This window comes from Rossellomorea sp. GAMAL-10_SWC (genome assembly GCF_049568075.1).
Taxonomy (GTDB): Bacteria; Bacillota; Bacilli; order Bacillales; family Bacillaceae_G; genus Gottfriedia.
The window spans coordinates 1,055,976-1,073,013 of record NZ_CP144911.1; the positions used below are offsets into that span (position 1 = coordinate 1,055,976).

14 protein-coding genes are annotated in these 17,038 nt (G+C 34.1%); all 14 read left to right on the forward strand.

What is annotated here, in order from left to right; translation table 11 throughout:
• Positions 1 to 33 precede the first annotated feature (33 nt).
• Complete coding sequence (locus tag V5E38_RS05085) at positions 34 to 2,706, forward strand: cation-translocating P-type ATPase (RefSeq protein ID WP_499212435.1); 2,673 nt, start codon at positions 34 to 36, stop codon at positions 2,704 to 2,706.
• A 147-nt stretch (positions 2,707 to 2,853) separates the two neighbouring features.
• On the forward strand, positions 2,854 to 3,723 hold the full coding sequence (locus V5E38_RS05090) for a YicC family protein (RefSeq protein WP_499212436.1): 870 nt from the start codon (positions 2,854 to 2,856) through the stop codon (positions 3,721 to 3,723).
• A 156-nt stretch (positions 3,724 to 3,879) separates the two neighbouring features.
• Positions 3,880 to 4,497: a guanylate kinase gene (gene gmk / locus V5E38_RS05095; protein WP_069034530.1), complete on the forward strand. Its 618-nt coding sequence runs from the start codon at positions 3,880 to 3,882 to the stop codon at positions 4,495 to 4,497.
• 3 nt (positions 4,498 to 4,500) lie between these two features.
• Entirely contained in the window at positions 4,501 to 4,713 is a 213-nt protein-coding gene (gene rpoZ / locus V5E38_RS05100; RefSeq protein ID WP_025568819.1) for a DNA-directed RNA polymerase subunit omega, read from the forward strand.
• A gap of 358 nt (positions 4,714 to 5,071) precedes the next feature.
• Positions 5,072 to 6,277 carry a bifunctional phosphopantothenoylcysteine decarboxylase/phosphopantothenate synthase gene (coaBC, locus tag V5E38_RS05105; RefSeq protein WP_499212437.1) on the forward strand — a complete coding sequence of 402 codons (1,206 nt, stop codon included), beginning with the start codon at positions 5,072 to 5,074 and terminating at the stop codon, positions 6,275 to 6,277.
• Complete coding sequence (gene priA, locus V5E38_RS05110) at positions 6,274 to 8,673, forward strand: primosomal protein N' (protein ID WP_499212438.1); 2,400 nt, start codon at positions 6,274 to 6,276, stop codon at positions 8,671 to 8,673. The genes coaBC and priA overlap by 4 nt, the downstream gene beginning before the upstream one ends.
• Positions 8,674 to 8,771: 98 nt before the next feature.
• Positions 8,772 to 9,245 carry a peptide deformylase gene (gene def / locus V5E38_RS05115; protein WP_025568816.1) on the forward strand — a complete coding sequence of 158 codons (474 nt, stop codon included), beginning with the start codon at positions 8,772 to 8,774 and terminating at the stop codon, positions 9,243 to 9,245.
• 8 nt (positions 9,246 to 9,253) lie between these two features.
• The gene (fmt, locus tag V5E38_RS05120; protein ID WP_335478770.1) at positions 9,254 to 10,198 is read left to right on the forward strand and encodes a methionyl-tRNA formyltransferase; all 945 of its coding nucleotides are present in this window, start codon (positions 9,254 to 9,256) and stop codon (positions 10,196 to 10,198) included.
• Position 10,199: 1 nt separating this feature from the next.
• Positions 10,200 to 11,546, forward strand: a complete 1,347-nt coding sequence (gene rsmB, locus V5E38_RS05125; protein WP_499212439.1) for a 16S rRNA (cytosine(967)-C(5))-methyltransferase RsmB — start codon at positions 10,200 to 10,202, stop codon at positions 11,544 to 11,546.
• A 35-nt stretch (positions 11,547 to 11,581) separates the two neighbouring features.
• Positions 11,582 to 12,640: a dual-specificity RNA methyltransferase RlmN gene (rlmN, locus tag V5E38_RS05130; RefSeq protein WP_097976160.1), complete on the forward strand. Its 1,059-nt coding sequence runs from the start codon at positions 11,582 to 11,584 to the stop codon at positions 12,638 to 12,640.
• Between the two features lie 4 nt (positions 12,641 to 12,644).
• Positions 12,645 to 13,397: a Stp1/IreP family PP2C-type Ser/Thr phosphatase gene (locus tag V5E38_RS05135; protein WP_387324457.1), complete on the forward strand. Its 753-nt coding sequence runs from the start codon at positions 12,645 to 12,647 to the stop codon at positions 13,395 to 13,397.
• An 8-nt stretch (positions 13,398 to 13,405) separates the two neighbouring features.
• Positions 13,406 to 15,400, forward strand: a complete 1,995-nt coding sequence (pknB, locus tag V5E38_RS05140) for a Stk1 family PASTA domain-containing Ser/Thr kinase (protein WP_499212440.1) — start codon at positions 13,406 to 13,408, stop codon at positions 15,398 to 15,400.
• 20 nt (positions 15,401 to 15,420) lie between these two features.
• Positions 15,421 to 16,302: a ribosome small subunit-dependent GTPase A gene (gene rsgA / locus V5E38_RS05145; RefSeq protein ID WP_335478767.1), complete on the forward strand. Its 882-nt coding sequence runs from the start codon at positions 15,421 to 15,423 to the stop codon at positions 16,300 to 16,302.
• Between the two features lies 1 nt (position 16,303).
• Positions 16,304 to 16,948: a ribulose-phosphate 3-epimerase gene (rpe, locus tag V5E38_RS05150; protein WP_335478765.1), complete on the forward strand. Its 645-nt coding sequence runs from the start codon at positions 16,304 to 16,306 to the stop codon at positions 16,946 to 16,948.
• Positions 16,949 to 17,038 lie beyond the last annotated feature (90 nt).

Below are 17,038 nucleotides of genomic sequence, written 5' to 3' on the forward strand. Positions count from 1 at the left end.
TTACCTAATGTTTAATTAGGGGTGAACGCGGGTATGAATTTTTATCGGATGAGAGCGGAAGAAGTCGTGCAAGTAACGAATACAAATGTTTCCTCCGGTTTAACTGATGAGGAGGTAAAGAAAAGGCGAGCAACTTTTGGGGCAAATGAATTAAAGGAATCAGTGAAAACTTCCAAACTCGTTTTATTTTTGAATCAGTTTAATGATTTTATGGTATTTGTACTATTAGGCGCAACGATTATATCAATCTTTTTAAAGGAAGTAGTAGATGCTGTTGCGATTATGGCAATTGTATTAATTAACGGGATTTTAGGTTATTTTCAAGAAGCTAAGGCAGAAAGATCATTAGAAGCTTTGAAAGAATTGGCTGCTCCTCAAGTAAATGTTTTGCGTGATGGGCAATTTGTTAAGCTCCCTTCAAAAGATTTAGTTGTTGGGGATATTATTAAGTTTTCAAGTGGCGATCGGATTGGTGCTGATATTCGCATAATCGAAGCATCAAGTTTATACATAGAAGAATCAGCGCTAACAGGTGAATCTGTTCCGGTTCAAAAAAGATTTGAATCAATTCAGGCCGATGATATTGGTATTGGTGATCAAGATAATATGGGCTTTATGGGAACACTCGTTACGCGTGGAAATGGTAAAGGTGTTGTTGTATCGACAGGAATGAAAACAGCAATGGGGCAAATTGCGAATTTACTTCAAAATACAGAAACCATTGTTACACCTTTACAACGACGATTAGAACAATTAGGGAAGATATTGATTATTTTAGCATTGTTTTTAACAGCTTTAGTTGTATTTATCGGTGTTTATCAAGGAAATGAATTATATCATATGTTTTTAGCGGGTGTGTCACTTGCAGTTGCTGCGATTCCAGAAGGTTTGCCAGCAATTGTAACGGTTGCTTTATCACTTGGTGTGCAACGGATGATTAAAAAGAAAGCAATCGTTCGAAAGCTTCAAGCGGTTGAAACATTAGGTTGTGCTTCAGTCATTTGTTCAGATAAAACAGGGACTATGACAGAAAATAAAATGACTGTTACAAATATTTGGTCGGGCGGATCTAGTTATGAAGTATCTGGGAACGGATATGCAATCGATGGAGAATTTACGAATAAAGAGAGAACGATTAATCCAACTTTAAATAAACAATTATTTCAAACTCTTGTTTTCGGATCTATTTGTAGTGATGCACAATTAATTCAAAAGAAAAAAGAAATCGTACTAGATGGTGATCCTACTGAAGGTGCAATTGTTGTTGCAGGTTATAAAGCTGGGATTGACCGTGAATATGTAAATTCGAATTTTACTAGAATACATGAGCTTCCTTTTGATAGTACACGGAAAATGATGTCGGTCGTTGTAAAAAATCGATCAGGTGAGCAATTTGTAATTACAAAGGGTGCACCAGACGTATTACTTTCAAAATGTAATACAATTTTATGGCATGAAAGAGAAGAACAATTAAATACGTTTAGACAAAACTCAGTGGAAAGTACAATTGAAACTTATGCAAATAATGCACTTCGTACAATTGCGATTGCTTTTAAACCATTAAATCCAAATTCGATCATTGATGAAAGGGATCTCGAAAGCAATTTAACTTTTATTGGTTTACAAGGGATGATTGATCCACCAAGAGCAGAAGTTGCACAAGCTGTTCAAGAATGTAAAGAAGCTGGTATTAGGACGGTTATGATTACTGGGGATCATAAGTTAACAGCTTCTAGTATTGCTAGAAAACTAGGAATCTTAAGAGATAACGGAAGAGTAGTAGAAGGAAAAGAATTAGATGCACTTTCTGTAGAGCAGATCCAGGAATTTGTTGAAGATGCTGCTGTATTTGCCCGAGTTTCACCTGAACATAAATTGAAAATTGTTAAAGCTCTTCAAGCGAATGGACATATTGTAGCAATGACTGGTGATGGCGTTAATGATGCACCAGCCATTAAAGCAGCCGATATTGGAATTTCAATGGGGATTACTGGTACAGATGTAGCCAAGGAAGCTTCAGCATTAGTATTACTTGATGATAATTTTGCAACAATCAAATCTGCAATTAAAGAAGGACGCAATATTTATAGTAATATTCGTAAATTTATTCGTTATTTATTAGCTTCAAATGTAGGGGAAATTTTAGTTATGTTGTTTGCGATGTTATTAGCGCTACCTTTACCATTAGTTCCAGTACAAATTCTATGGGTTAATCTAGTAACTGATGGTTTACCTGCAATGGCATTAGGTGTTGATTCAGCTGAAGATGATGTAATGAAAAGAAGTCCTCGTTCATTATCAGAAGGGATTTTTGCCAGAGGTTTAGGATGGAAAATTATTTCAAGAGGGTTTTTAATAGGATTTGTCACACTATTAGCCTTCATTATTTCGTATAATCAACATCCGAATCAACTAGAATACGCACAAACAGTAGCATTCTCTACTTTAGTTTTAGCTCAATTAATTCATGTATTTGATTGTAGAAGTGAACGTTCCATTTTCCATCGAAACGTATTTGGAAATTTATATTTAATTGGTGCTGTTATTGTTTCAATGCTATTAATGCTTGTTGTTATTTACTACCCACCATTACAACCTATTTTCAAAACGATTCCGATCGTGCCTAGAGATTGGTTCTTAATTGGAGGGCTATCATCAATTCCAACTTTTATGCTTGCAGGGGCATTATTTACTAAGAAAAAATAATTTACGAACAAAATGGATAACCATTTTAAAATATGTTATAATTCCTTAAGGTAGTAGAGGTATGCTCTATTACCTTTTCTCTTTTACATATTGAATGAAATTTGGGAAATAAATTAGAGAGAAAATTAGTGTATTGGAAGTGGAACAATGGTCGTAAGTATGACAGGGTATGGTAAAGCCATTTTGTCAAATGAACAGTACAAAATACATATTGAAATGAAAGCAGTGAATCATCGATACTTAGAGACAATCGTTCGAATGCCGAGGCAATTATTAGCATATGAAGATGCAATTAAGAAAATTGTAGCTGAGTATACTAGTCGAGGTCGAGTAGAGGTTTTTGTTACAATTGAGGGCTTATTACAACGTTCATTACAAATAGATGAAGGCTTAATTCAACAATATAAAAATGCGATTGAACATCTTTCTGGTGAAGATCAAAATAAATCTGTATATAATCCAATCGATTTATTAAAGCTACCTGAAGTTACTACAGTAAGTGAAGTAGAACAAATCAATGATAATTTTGAAGAATTATTATTAACGACTACTGAAAATGCATGTCAGCAATTTTTTGATGTTAAGTGCAAAGAAGGTGGACAACTTAAAAAAGATTTAATAGAAAGATTAACAGCAATTGAGGAATGTAAAAAACAGATTACAGTTCATTCTCCTCTTGTTTTGAAATCATATCGTGAAAAACTCCAATCGAAATTAGCGGAAGTTGAATTAACAGCGGTTGATGAGCAAAGATTATTAACAGAAATTATGCTCTTTGCGGATCGATGTGACATATCTGAAGAATTAGTTCGACTAACTAGTCATTTAGAATTATTTAATGAAACGTTACAAATAAAAGAATCAATTGGGCGAAAATTAGATTTTATCGTACAAGAAATGAATCGAGAAGTGAATACGATTGGTTCTAAAGCAAACTCATTAGATATTTCTAAACAAGTTGTTGAAATTAAAAATAACCTTGAAAAAATTAGAGAGCAAGTTCAAAATATTGAATAATGTAAAAGATTTGTTTATAGTTGCAAAGGTCCGGTAACAATGTGAAGTAGAAGACGAATTAATTTTTTATTAATTGACTCTAAACACAAAAAGAAGTAACAATAGATTGACCTTTAATAAATTAAACTGTCTAGAATTAGAAGGGTAGGGTCATAAATGAGGCATGAAAGAGGCTTATTAATCGTACTTTCTGGTCCATCAGGAGTAGGTAAGGGTACGGTGCGTAAAGCTATTTTTGATAATAAGGACTTAGATCTGCAATATAGTATTTCAATGACGACAAGAAATCCTCGTGAAGGTGAAGTACATGGAGTAGATTATTTCTTTACATCAAAAGAAGATTTCAAACAGAAAATAAATGAAGATAAGTTTCTTGAGTGGGCAGAGTTTGTAGGTAATTACTATGGTACGCCAATTGATTATGTTGAAAAAACATTAAGCGAAGGAAAAGACATTTTCCTAGAAATTGAAGTTCAAGGTGCCTTACAAGTAAAAAAAGCTTTTCCTGAAGGAATTTTTATTTTCTTAGCCCCTCCGAGTATGAGAGAATTACAAAATAGAATTGTAACAAGAGGTACAGAAACTGAAGATGTCATTATGAATCGTATGAATGCAGCAAAAGAAGAAATTGAAATGATGGATGCTTACGATTATGTAGTTGAAAATGATCAAGTTGATTTAGCTTGTGACCGTATTAAAGCAATTATTTTAAGTGAACATTTAAAACGTGAACGAGTTGCAAATTATTATAAAAGAATGATGGAGGCCGAATAAACTATGTTATATCCTTCGATTGACCGTTTATTAACAAAATTAGACTCAAAATATACGCTAGTAACAGTTGCTTCAAAGCGTGCTCGCGAAATGCAAGTAAATAAAGATACTCGTGTTGAAAAACCAGTATCTGATAAATTTGTAGGAAAAGCATTAGAAGAAATTAATGCTGGACTATTATCTTATAGAAAACTTGAAGAAGTTAAAGAAGATTAATATTTAACTGTGTGATGAGGCTGTCCCAAAACATTTGCTAATTTTCCATATGACTAAAAAGGACAACGTGGTGTTTAACACCTCTCCTAAAAGTTTCGTGGTGATTAGAAATGGGGGCAGTCTTATTTTTGTGATAAAATAGCCAAGTAGTTTAATCGACGAAAAGCACTGACTTTAAAAAAAGGATAAGTACACCTAGGCTTATGACTTTGACGATCAGCCCTTTGGCGAGCTTTTTTTAGAAAAGCCTATAACATTTATTCAATCATATTTGTGGTATCTTAGACATAGAACGTCCAAAAGACCTATTTTTTGACATATAACATAGAAAGAATAAAATTTGAAAGGGTGAAGGTGAGTGGAACAAAAAAAGATTCTCCTATGTGTTACAGGAGGAATTGCAGTCTATAAAGCAGCAGCACTTACAAGTAAACTAGTACAAGCAGGATATGACGTTAAAGTAATGATGAGCTTATCCGCTACAAAATTTGTGACACCTTTAACGTTTCAAGCTTTATCAAGAAATGATGTTTATATAGATACTTTTGATGAAAAAGATAGTTCAAAAATTGCACATATCGATTTAGGTGATTGGCCTGATTTAATCATTGTTGCTCCAGCAACTGCTAATACAATTGGAAAATTAGCAAATGGTCTTGGAGATGAAATGATTCAGGCAACATTACTGGCTGCAACAAAACCAGTTTGGATTGCACCAGCTATGAATGTTAATATGTATAACCATCCAATTGTTCAAAAGAATATGAACACATTGAAAGAGATTGGTCATCGATTTATTGAGCCAAATGAAGGATATTTAGCATGTGGCTATGTTGGAAAAGGTAGATTAGCAGAGCCGGAAGAAATCGTTCAATTCGTGAATGAACATTTCCAAAGAGAAGTTGCTTTATTAAAAGGTAAAAAAATTATTATTTCTGCTGGCCCAACAGTTGAAAAAATTGATCCGGTTCGATTTGTTTCAAATCATTCAACGGGCAAGATGGGCTATAGTATTGCAGAAGTTGCAGTTTCTTTAGGAGCAGAAGTAATTCTCGTTTCTGGACCAACTAATTTAACTCCACCTGAAGGGTGTAAATTTATCCAAACTGAATCTGCTGAGGAAATGTTTGAAGCGATTTGGTCTTATTATAATGAAGCGGATGTTGTAATAAAAACAGCAGCAGTTGCGGATTATGCTCCTTCAATTACTTATGATCAAAAAGTGAAAAAAGTTGATGGTGATCTTTCAATTGCTTTTAAACGTACGAAAGATATTCTTCTAACTTTAGGTCAACATAAAACACATCAAATTTTAGTAGGGTTTGCTGCAGAAACTGATCAAGTAGATGAGTATGCAAAAAGTAAACTTTTAAAGAAAAATGCTGATATGATTGTTGCTAATGATGTAACAAAAGCAGGGGCTGGTTTTGGATCTGATACGAATATTGTCACCATTTTTAAGCGTAATGGTGAAGTTAAGCCACTTCCTAAAATGAGTAAAAAAGAAGTAGCAGAAGAATTACTACTTGAAGTTCATCACTTATTAAATGAGGTAGAAAGATGACATACGCATCAGTTTTAGTTGATGTATCAGTCAGACAAACAGACCGTCCTTTTGATTATAAAGTACCAACTAGATGGCAGGATGCAATACAACCTGGAATGCGAGTAATTGTTCCATTTGGGCCTAGGAAAGTTCAAGGATTCGTATTGTCTATAAAAGAAACAACGAATGTAGAGAAGGTTAAAGAAATTGAAGAAGTTCTTGATGTCATGCCAGTTTTAACAGAAGAACTTCTTCTTTTAGGTTCTTATCTATCTCAAAAAACACTTTGTTTTTTCATTTCTGCATATCAAGCAATGCTTCCGACTGCTATTAAAGCTGTATATAAAAAACATGTTCAAGTAACATCTGAAGAAGCATTAGATCAATTAGTTCCTGAATTAGCAAATCTATTTTCAATCGTAAAAAGAAGAGAATGGACTGAAATAGAAAGTCTAGTTAGTAAAATTTCATTAGTTCAACGAGCAATTAAAGAAGGATTGCTTGAAATTGAATATGAAGTGAAAAATAAAGCAAATAAAAAAACAGAACGTGTAGTGTCACTATTAAAGGTATTAGACGAAGAATTACCTATCATCAAATCTCCACAACAAAAAGACATTATTGAATACTTACGTATGAATGGTCAAACAAGTGTGAAGGAGTTAAAAGAATGTCTTGGCATCACTGATTCACCTATTAAGACATTAGAGAAAAACGAGGTAATTTCAATTAAAACAGTTGAAGTTTATCGTGATCCTTATGAAGGTAGAGAAATTGAGCGTTCTAAGCCTTTACCACTAATAGAAGAACAACAGATTGCATTTGAGCAAATCGTTTCTTCATTTCATGAAAGAAAGAATAAGATTCATCTTTTACATGGGGTAACAGGTAGTGGAAAGACAGAAGTTTATTTGCAAGCCATTCAAGAGGTACTATCTGAAGGGAAAGAAGCAATCGTATTAGTACCTGAAATTTCACTTACCCCACAGATTGTAGGTCGTTTTAAAAGTAGATTTGGAAATGATGTTGCAGTTCTACATAGCGGTCTATCTATTGGTGAGAAATATGATGAATGGAGAAAGATTCAGAGAAAAGAAGTTAAGGTAGTAGTGGGTGCCCGCTCAGCTATCTTTGCACCATTTGAAAACATTGGTATGATCATCATTGATGAAGAACATGAGACAACTTATAAACAAGATGAGCATCCAAGATATCATGCAAGAGATATTGCAATTTGGAGAGGAGAATATCATCATTGTCCGATCGTTTTAGGAAGTGCGACTCCTACACTAGAATCATTTGCTAGAGCTGGTAAAGGTGTTTATGAGTTAAATACAATGTCTAAAAGGGTTAATCAAGGCCCATTACCTGAAGTAGAAATAGTCGATATGAGAGAGCAGTTAAGAATCGGTAATCGTACGATGTTTTCTACAGCTTTACATGAAAAAATATTGTATCGATTAGAGAAGAAGGAACAAATCATCTTATTTTTAAACCGTCGAGGCTATTCTTCGTTTGTAATGTGTAGGGATTGTGGTTACACAATTCAGTGCCCCCATTGCGAGGTTTCCTTAACTTATCATAAACATAACCATCATCTAAAATGTCATTATTGCGGATATGAAACCTATATGCCAAAACAATGCCCATCTTGCCAAAGTGAACATATTCGATTTTTTGGAACTGGGACGCAAAAGGTAGAGGAAGCAATTACAAAAACGTACCCAGAAGCACGAGTCATCAGGATGGATAATGATACGACTAGTCGTAAAGGTGCCCACGAAAAAATGCTTAAGCAATTTGGTAACGGTGAGGCTGATATATTACTAGGTACACAGATGATTGCAAAAGGACTTGATTTTCCAAATGTTACATTGGTTGGTGTTTTAGCTGCAGATAGTTCACTTCATTTACCTGATTTCAGAGCAAGTGAGCGAACATTTAGCTTATTGACACAAGTAAGCGGAAGAGCTGGACGTCATGAAAAACCTGGTGAAGTAGTTATACAAACATATTCACCAGAGCATTATAGTATTGAATTAGCTAAAACACAGGACTATGTAGCGTTTTATGAAGAAGAAATGAAAATAAGACGCTCATTTCGATATCCACCTTTTTATTATTTAGTTTTAATTTCAATAGCACATAATGATTTGATAAAAACAGTAAAAGTAAGCGAACAAATTGCAGGCTATTTAAGAGAGTACTTATCAGAAGGATCAATCGTACTCGGACCAGTAGCATCACCAATCGCAAAAATAAAAGACCATTTTCGATATCAATGTGTGATAAAATACAAATCTGAACCTGCACTCTATGACGTGCTAAACCGAATCCAACAATACTACCAAGACGAAACAGACAAAGGCAAACTACAATTAACAATCGACTTTCAACCTACTATGTTTATGTAAAGAAAAGTGGAGGCGACTGGTCAGCCCCCAACAAACATAAGACGAAGGTCGTTTTTAGAAAATAAATTTAACGTACAATCAAGATAGGAGTTGTGAAATTGGCTTTATTAAAAATAGTAGAATTTCCAAATGAAGTTCTTGAAACACCTTGTGAAAAAGTGACGACATTTGATAAAAATTTAGTAAAACTTTTAAATAATATGTATGAGACAATGCTAGCAGCAGATGGTGTTGGATTAGCAGCTCCACAAGTTGGAATTCTGCAACAAGTAGCTGTTGTTGATGTTGAAGATGAGAATGGAAGAATAGATTTAATTAATCCAATCGTAATGGAAACAAAAGGCGAGCAAACTGATGTTGAAGGTTGTTTAAGTTTCCCTAACTTATATGGTGATGTAACAAGACCTAGCTATGCAAAAATCAAAGCACAAAATAAACGTGGAAAATATTTTATTATTGAAGCTCGTGGATTTTTAGCTCGTGCACTTTTACATGAAATTGATCATTTAAATGGAGTTTTATTCACTTCTAAAGTCTCGAAATACTATGAAGAAAGTGAATTAGAAGGGTAGGCAAAAAAATGACAAAGATTGTTTTTATGGGGACGCCAGATTTTTCTGTTCCTGTTTTAAGAAGATTAATTGAAGAAGGATATGATGTAGTAGGTGTAGTAACTCAGCCAGATCGCCCTGTTGGTCGAAAAAGAGTGCTAACTCCACCACCTGTTAAAGTAGAAGCTTTAAAACATAATATACCAGTTTTACAACCTGAAAAAATTAGACTTCCAGAAGAAACAGAAAAAGTATTGGCTTTGAAGCCAGACTTAATCGTAACTGCAGCTTTTGGACAAATTCTTCCGACAGATATTCTTGAAGCTCCTAAATTTGGTTGTATAAATGTACATGCTTCATTGTTACCAGAATTACGAGGTGGAGCTCCAATTCACTATTCGATCATTCAAGGCAAGAGTGAAACTGGTGTAACAATTATGTATATGGTTGAAAAGTTAGATGCAGGTGATATGTTAGCCAAAGTCGTTGTTCCGATTGAAGAAAAAGATCACGTTGGAACGCTTCACGATAAATTAAGTATTGCTGGTGCGAATTTACTTTCAGAAACAATCCCACCATTATTAAAAGGTGAAATGACTGCAGTGAAGCAAGATGAAAGTAAAGTTAGCTTTGCAAAAAATATTAAGCGTGAGGAAGAACAAATAAATTGGTCAAAAACTGGTGAAGAGATTTATAATCATGTAAGAGGTTTACACCCTTGGCCAGTAGCTTATACTACATTAAACGGAGAAGTTTTAAAAGTTTGGTGGGGTGAAAAAGTAAATACGAATCAAAATTCTACACCAGGTGAAATAATTGATGTTTTAAACGATGGTATATTAGTAGCAACAGGTAATCATACTGCTATCAAAATTACTGATTTACAGCCTGCTGGTAAAAAGCGTATGGAAGCAAAGCAATATATTAATGGTGCAGGTTCTTTTATAGAACGTGGAATGAAGTTAGGAGAATAACATGAGTAAAAATGTACGAGAGATTGCCTTGGAGGCTCTTCTTTCAGTTTATAAAAATCAATCGTATAGTAATTTGTTAGTAAATAACTATATTCAAAAGAATGATTTATCTTCGGCTGATTCGGGACTATTAACAGAAATAATCTATGGAACAATCCAAAGAGATCAATTATTAGATTTTTATTTAGAACCATTCATTAAAAATCAGAAGAAATTAGAAGAATGGGTTTATATTTTAATAAAACTTTCATTATATCAATTGCATTTTTTAGATCGTATACCTCCTCATGCAGTTTTAAATGAGGCTGTTAATATTGCTAAAAAGCGAGGACATAAAGGAATTGCTTCTTTAGTAAATGGGGTTTTAAGAAATATCCAAAGAAATGGTTTACGATCAATCGATGAAATAAAGGAACCAATCGAAAAGCTTTCAATTGAAACGAATCATCCAAAATGGTTAATTGAACAATGGGTAAAAGAATTCGGAGAAGAAGAAACAAGAAGAATTTGTGAAGAGAACATACTTCCACCGTTTCAAACTGCAAGAGTCAATACAATGAAAGCAACTAGAGAAGAAGTTCTTAAAATGCTTGAAGATGATGGGGTACAGGTTAAGGAAGGAAAACTGTCTCCATTTGCAATAGAAATCCAAAAAGGAAATGTTGCTCATACGAATGCATTTAAAGAAGGTTACCTTTCAATTCAAGATGAAAGCTCGATGTTAGTTGCACAAGTACTTGGGGTTGAAAAGGGTGAAGATATATTAGACACATGTGCAGCACCTGGAGGTAAATCAACACATATTGCTGAGTTGTTAGGCGGTACTGGGTCAGTCACTTCATTGGATTTACACAAGCATAAAGTAAAGTTGATAAAAGAACAAGCTAATCGTTTAGGGTTAGATAATATAGAAACGAAAGCTCTAGATGCAAGAAAAGCACCAGAAGAGTTTGAAGGAAGATTATTTGACAAAGTATTAGTAGATGCACCTTGTTCTGGTTTAGGGGTTATTCGACGTAAACCAGATATTTTATTAAAAAAGAGCCCTACTGATGTAACGAATTTACAAAGAGTTCAGAAGTCTATTTTAGACGAAGCTTCAAAGTTGGTTAAGCCAGGTGGAACTTTAGTATATAGCACTTGTACAGTTGGACATGAAGAAAATATTGATGTGGTCGAAGCTTTTTTAGATGAGCATCACGATTATGAATTAGATCATTCATTAATTGATCATGTTCCGGAAAAATTAAATGAAAATAAATCGGTTCAAAAAGGGTATGTACAGCTACTACCACATTATTTTGGAACGGATGGATTTTTTATTGCAAGATTAAGGAAGAAGGTGTAACGTTGAAATTAGAAAATACTACAAATTCAGTCAAAATAGAAAAAACGCATAAACCCTCAATTTACTCGTTAAAAGTGAGTGATATAGAGGATTGGTTAAAGGCGCAAAAGCAGCAGGCTTTCCGTGCAAAGCAAATTTATAATTGGCTATACGTACAACGAGTTGAAAGCTTCGAAGAAATGCAAAATATTCCAAAAGAGCTACGTATGTTACTTGAAGAGAATTTTACAATAACGACATTAAAAACATTAGTTAAACAAACCTCTTCAGATGGTACGATGAAATTTTTATTTGAATTACATGATGGATATTCGATTGAAACTGTTTTAATGAGACATAATTATGGCAATTCTGTATGTGTAACGACACAAGTAGGTTGTCGAATTGGATGTACTTTTTGTGCATCGACTCTTGGCGGTTTAAAACGAAATCTTGAAGCAGGTGAAATCGTTGCACAAGTATTAGAAGTACAACGTGCTATTGATGAAGTTGAAGAAAGAGTTAGCTCAATCGTAGTTATGGGTATAGGCGAACCATTTGATAACTATAATGGTTTAATGGATTTCTTAAGAATTGTTAATTCTGAAAAAGGTCTTAACATTGGTGCAAGACATATTACAGTATCAACAAGTGGAATCATTCCAAAAATCTATAACTTTGCTGATGAGGGACTTCAAATTAATTTTGCGATTTCATTACATGCTCCTAACAGTGAGTTACGTTCTAAATTAATGCCAATTAATCGTGCATACAAATTACCGGATTTAATGGACGCTGTTCGTTACTATGTTGAAAAAACAGGTAGACGTGTAACGTTTGAATATGGTTTATTCGGTGGTGAAAATGACCAAGTTGAGCATGCAGAAGAACTTTCTAAGTTACTTAAAGGAGTTAAATGTCATGTTAATTTAATTCCAGTTAACTATGTACCTGAAAGAGATTACGTAAGAACACCTAAGGAACAAATTTTTGCATTTGAAAAAGTACTTAAAAATAATGGAGTTAATGTTACAATTCGTCGTGAACAAGGTCATGATATAGATGCAGCTTGTGGACAGTTGCGTGCAAAGGAGCGTAAAGAGGAGACGAGGTGAAATAATGCAAACTTTTTTTCAAACTGATACGGGGAAAGTTCGAGAGCATAATGAAGATAGCGTAGGTATATTTACGAACGATTCAGGAATCGTATTAGCTGTAGTTGCTGACGGTATGGGTGGCCATTTAGCGGGTGAGGTTGCAAGTATGATGGCGATCAATTTCCTTGAAGCAGAGTGGAAAAATACAAGTAATTTTGAAACACCGATAGAAGCCGAATCATGGCTAAAAAATATTGTAGCGCAATTAAATACAAACTTATTAGTTCATTCAGAGCAAAATGAAGAGTGCAAGGGTATGGGGACAACCCTTGAAGCGATTATTTGTACGCCTTTATTTTTTACGATTGCTCATATAGGTGATAGTAGAAGTTATTTGAGAAATGATGAAGGGTTCAAGCAAATAACAGAAGATCATACTTTTGTCGCTGAACTTGTTAAATTTGGGCAAATTTCTATGGAGGATGCAGAAATTCATCCTCGTAAAAATGTTATAACGCGAGCACTTGGTACCGAGGAAACAGTTGATGTTGATATTAAAACTTTAACTTGGGAAGAAGATGATTTAATCATTTTATGTTCAGATGGTTTATCGAATAAAATATCAAATGAACTTTTTAATGAAAAATTAAATGAAAATCTACCAATCGATATTCTTGGTAACCAGTTGATCTCAATCGCAAATGATCTTGGTGGAGAAGATAACATCACGCTTGCCATTATTAAGTTTGAGCCTAGAAATATAGAGAAAGGGTGATGATGAGCGTGATGATTGGTAGACGCCTAAACGACCGATATAAGATTTTAAAATTAATTGGTGTTGGCGGTATGGCAAACGTTTATTTAGCCCGTGATATGATATTAGATCGAGATGTAGCTGTAAAAATGTTAAAAGCTGATTTTTCAAATGACCCTGACTTCTTAAGAAGATTTCAACGGGAAGCATATTCAGTTACTTCGCTTTCTCATCCAAATATCGTAAGCTCATATGACGTTGGGGAAGAAGATGGATTACAGTATATCGTCATGGAATACGTTGAAGGTGAGACTTTAAAGGAGTATATTCAGCATCATACACCTATAAAGCCAAAAGAAGTATTGAGGATTATGGAGCAATTAGCCTCAGCATTAGCTCATGCGCATCATTTTCAAATCGTTCATAGAGATGTAAAACCGCAAAATGTTTTAATTAATAAAGAAGGAAATGTAAAAATTACTGATTTTGGAATTGCAACAGCTTCGACAGCTGCAACAATTACACAAACAAATTCAGTACTTGGTTCTGTTCACTACCTTTCACCTGAACAAGCAAGAGGTGGCGTTGCGAATAAAAAGTCAGATATTTATTCTTTAGGAATTGTAATGTTTGAGCTTTTAACTGGAAAACTACCATTTTCGGGTGAGAGTGCAGTTGCAATCGCATTAAAACATTTACAAAGTGAAGTTCCACCACCAACAAAATTTAATCCAGAAATACCACAAAGCGTTGAAAATATCGTTTTAAAAGCTACTGCCAAAGATATCTTTTATCGATATGATACAGCAGATGAGATGAAGCTAGATTTACAAACTGCTTTGGATAGTGATCGTTTGAATGAAAAACCTTTTGTGATTCCTACAAATGATGATGAAACGAAGGTAATTCCGATCATAAAGGATATTCCAGTATCAACTAATGATGATACTGTTGTCGTACCATCAAAGAAAAAATCAACTAAAGAAAAAGAACCAATCAAAAAAGAACCTGTCAAAAAAGAAGCTGTCAAAAATGAACCTGATAAATTAAAACGGAAGAAGAAAAATTCTTTTGCAAAGTTTATTATAGGTACATTTATTGCACTTTTAATTGGTGGTTTATTAGCGATAACATTGATTCCTGCATTATTTTTACCTGAAGACGTAGAAATTCCAGATGTTAAGGATATGACATACGAAAGTGCGGTTACGTTGCTTGCATCAAAAGGGTTAAAGATAAGCGATCCTAAAGAAATCTTTGATGATGAAGTTGATGTAGGGAAAGTAGTTAAAACTTCTCCTAATATTGGGGAAACTGTTAAAGAAAATTCATCGATAACGATCTATAAATCAAAAGGTAAAAAAAGTAACGAGATGGAAGACTTAAAAGGCTTCAAATACAACACGATAAAATCTCGATTACAAGACGATTATCGCTCTGTTACGACGCATTTTATCGAAAATGATGAATCAGAAGGTGAAATAATCGACCAATCTCCGAACGTTGGGGCTGAAGTTGTTCCATCAGAAACGGATTTAAATATATGGATTAGTAAAGGGGCATCTACGATCACTCTTCGTGACCTAAAAGGATGGTCTAGAAAAGATGTTGAAACCTATGCAGGTGACAATAACCTAAAGCTTAACGTAACGAAGGAAGATTCTGGAACCGTTGCTGAAAATCATGTTATTTCACAATCTCCATCCGCTAACGTTGCAGTAAAAGAAGGGGATACATTAAATGTTGTTATTTCGTCTGGAAAACAAAAAGAAAAGACAAAAAAAGTAACAATCAATATACAAGTACCATATACCCCAACAAATCCTAGTTCACCTCAGCTAATAGAGGTATATATTAGGGATAAAAATAATAATGGTGAAAAACCTGCAATTTCAAAATCGATCACCGAAACAACTACTATACCAGTAGAAGTGACAATTGATCCTGGACAAACTGCTTCCTATAAAATTGTTAAAGATGGTCAAGTTATTGCAGAAAGAGATGTACCTTATCCATCGAATTAAAGAGCTGTAGGAGTGAGTATATGCCAGAAGGCAAAATCATAAAAGCATTGAGTGGATTCTATTATGTCGAAACAGATGAGACAGTAGTTGCTTGTCGTGGTAGAGGCAATTTTCGTAATAAGAAAATAACACCTTTAGTTGGAGATGAGGTAGAATATCATATCGAAAAAAGTGGAGAAGGTTATCTACTTGAAATTAAGGAGCGAAAGAATGAACTTGTTCGACCTCCAATTGCAAATGTTGATCAAGCAATTTTAGTTTTTTCAGCAGTAGAGCCCGATTTTTCTCCAATATTATTAGATCGATTCCTTGTTTTAATAGAGTTTAATGAAATTAAACCTTTAATTGTCATTACAAAGATTGATTTGTGTTCAGAAGCACAATTAAAACTAGTGTACGAATACGTTTCTTATTATCGCCGAATTGGATATGAAGTATGTTTAACTTCTTCAAAAACTGAGGAAGGATTAGAAAAAGTACTTCCACATATGTCAAATAAAATATCTGTGTTTGCAGGACAATCCGGCGTTGGTAAGTCGACTTTACTAAATGCGATTAATCCAGAGCTAGATTTAAAAACGGGAATCATTTCCTCTCATTTAGGTCGAGGAAAACATACAACTAGACATGTTGAATTAATAAAAATTGGACAAGGGCTAGTGGCAGATACTCCTGGTTTTAGTTCATTGGAATTTATGGGAATCGAATCCGAAGATTTATCGTATTGTTTTGTAGAAATGCGAGAAAAAAGTCAAGAATGTAAATTTAGAGGTTGTACCCACTTAAAAGAACCAAAATGTGCTGTAAAAGCTGCGGTTGAAAGTGGGGAAATTTCTCCTAAACGATATGATCATTATGTATCATTCATAGAAGAAATAAGAGATAGAAAGCCGAGGTATTAATATGGTTAAAATTGCACCATCAATCCTTTCAGCGAATTTTGCTAAACTTGGAGAAGAAATTTTAGATGTAGAACGTGGAGGAGCAGATTATATTCACGTTGATGTAATGGATGGTCATTTTGTACCAAATATTACAATTGGACCACTAATTGTAGAAGCAATTAGACCAGTGACGAAGCTTCCACTAGATGTACATTTAATGATTGAAAAACCTGATCAATACATAGAACAATTTGTAAAAGCTGGAGCGGACATTATTACGGTTCATGTTGAAGCTTGTACACATTTGCACCGCACGATCCAAACGATTAAATCATTAGGAATTAAAGCAGGTGTAGTTCTTAATCCAGCGACGCCAGTTTCAACAATTGAACAGATTATTGATGATGTCGACATGGTCCTTTTAATGACAGTAAATCCAGGCTTTGGAGGACAGAAATTTATTCAATCAGTTGTTCCTAAAATTAAACAAGTTGCTAATTTGATTAAAGAACGCAATTTATCAGTTGAAATCGAAATAGACGGTGGCGTTGACGAGCATACAGCTAAAATTTGTGTAGAAGCAGGTGCTACCGTATTAGTAGCCGGTTCAGCAGTTTATAATAAGGAAGACAGAAAAGAAGCTATAGCGAAAATTAGAGGATAATGTAATCATCTAAAATTGCATGGAAAATCTAATTATGAAACAAAAAATGCAATCGACATTCGATTGCATTTTTTTTAAAGGTGGAAAAAA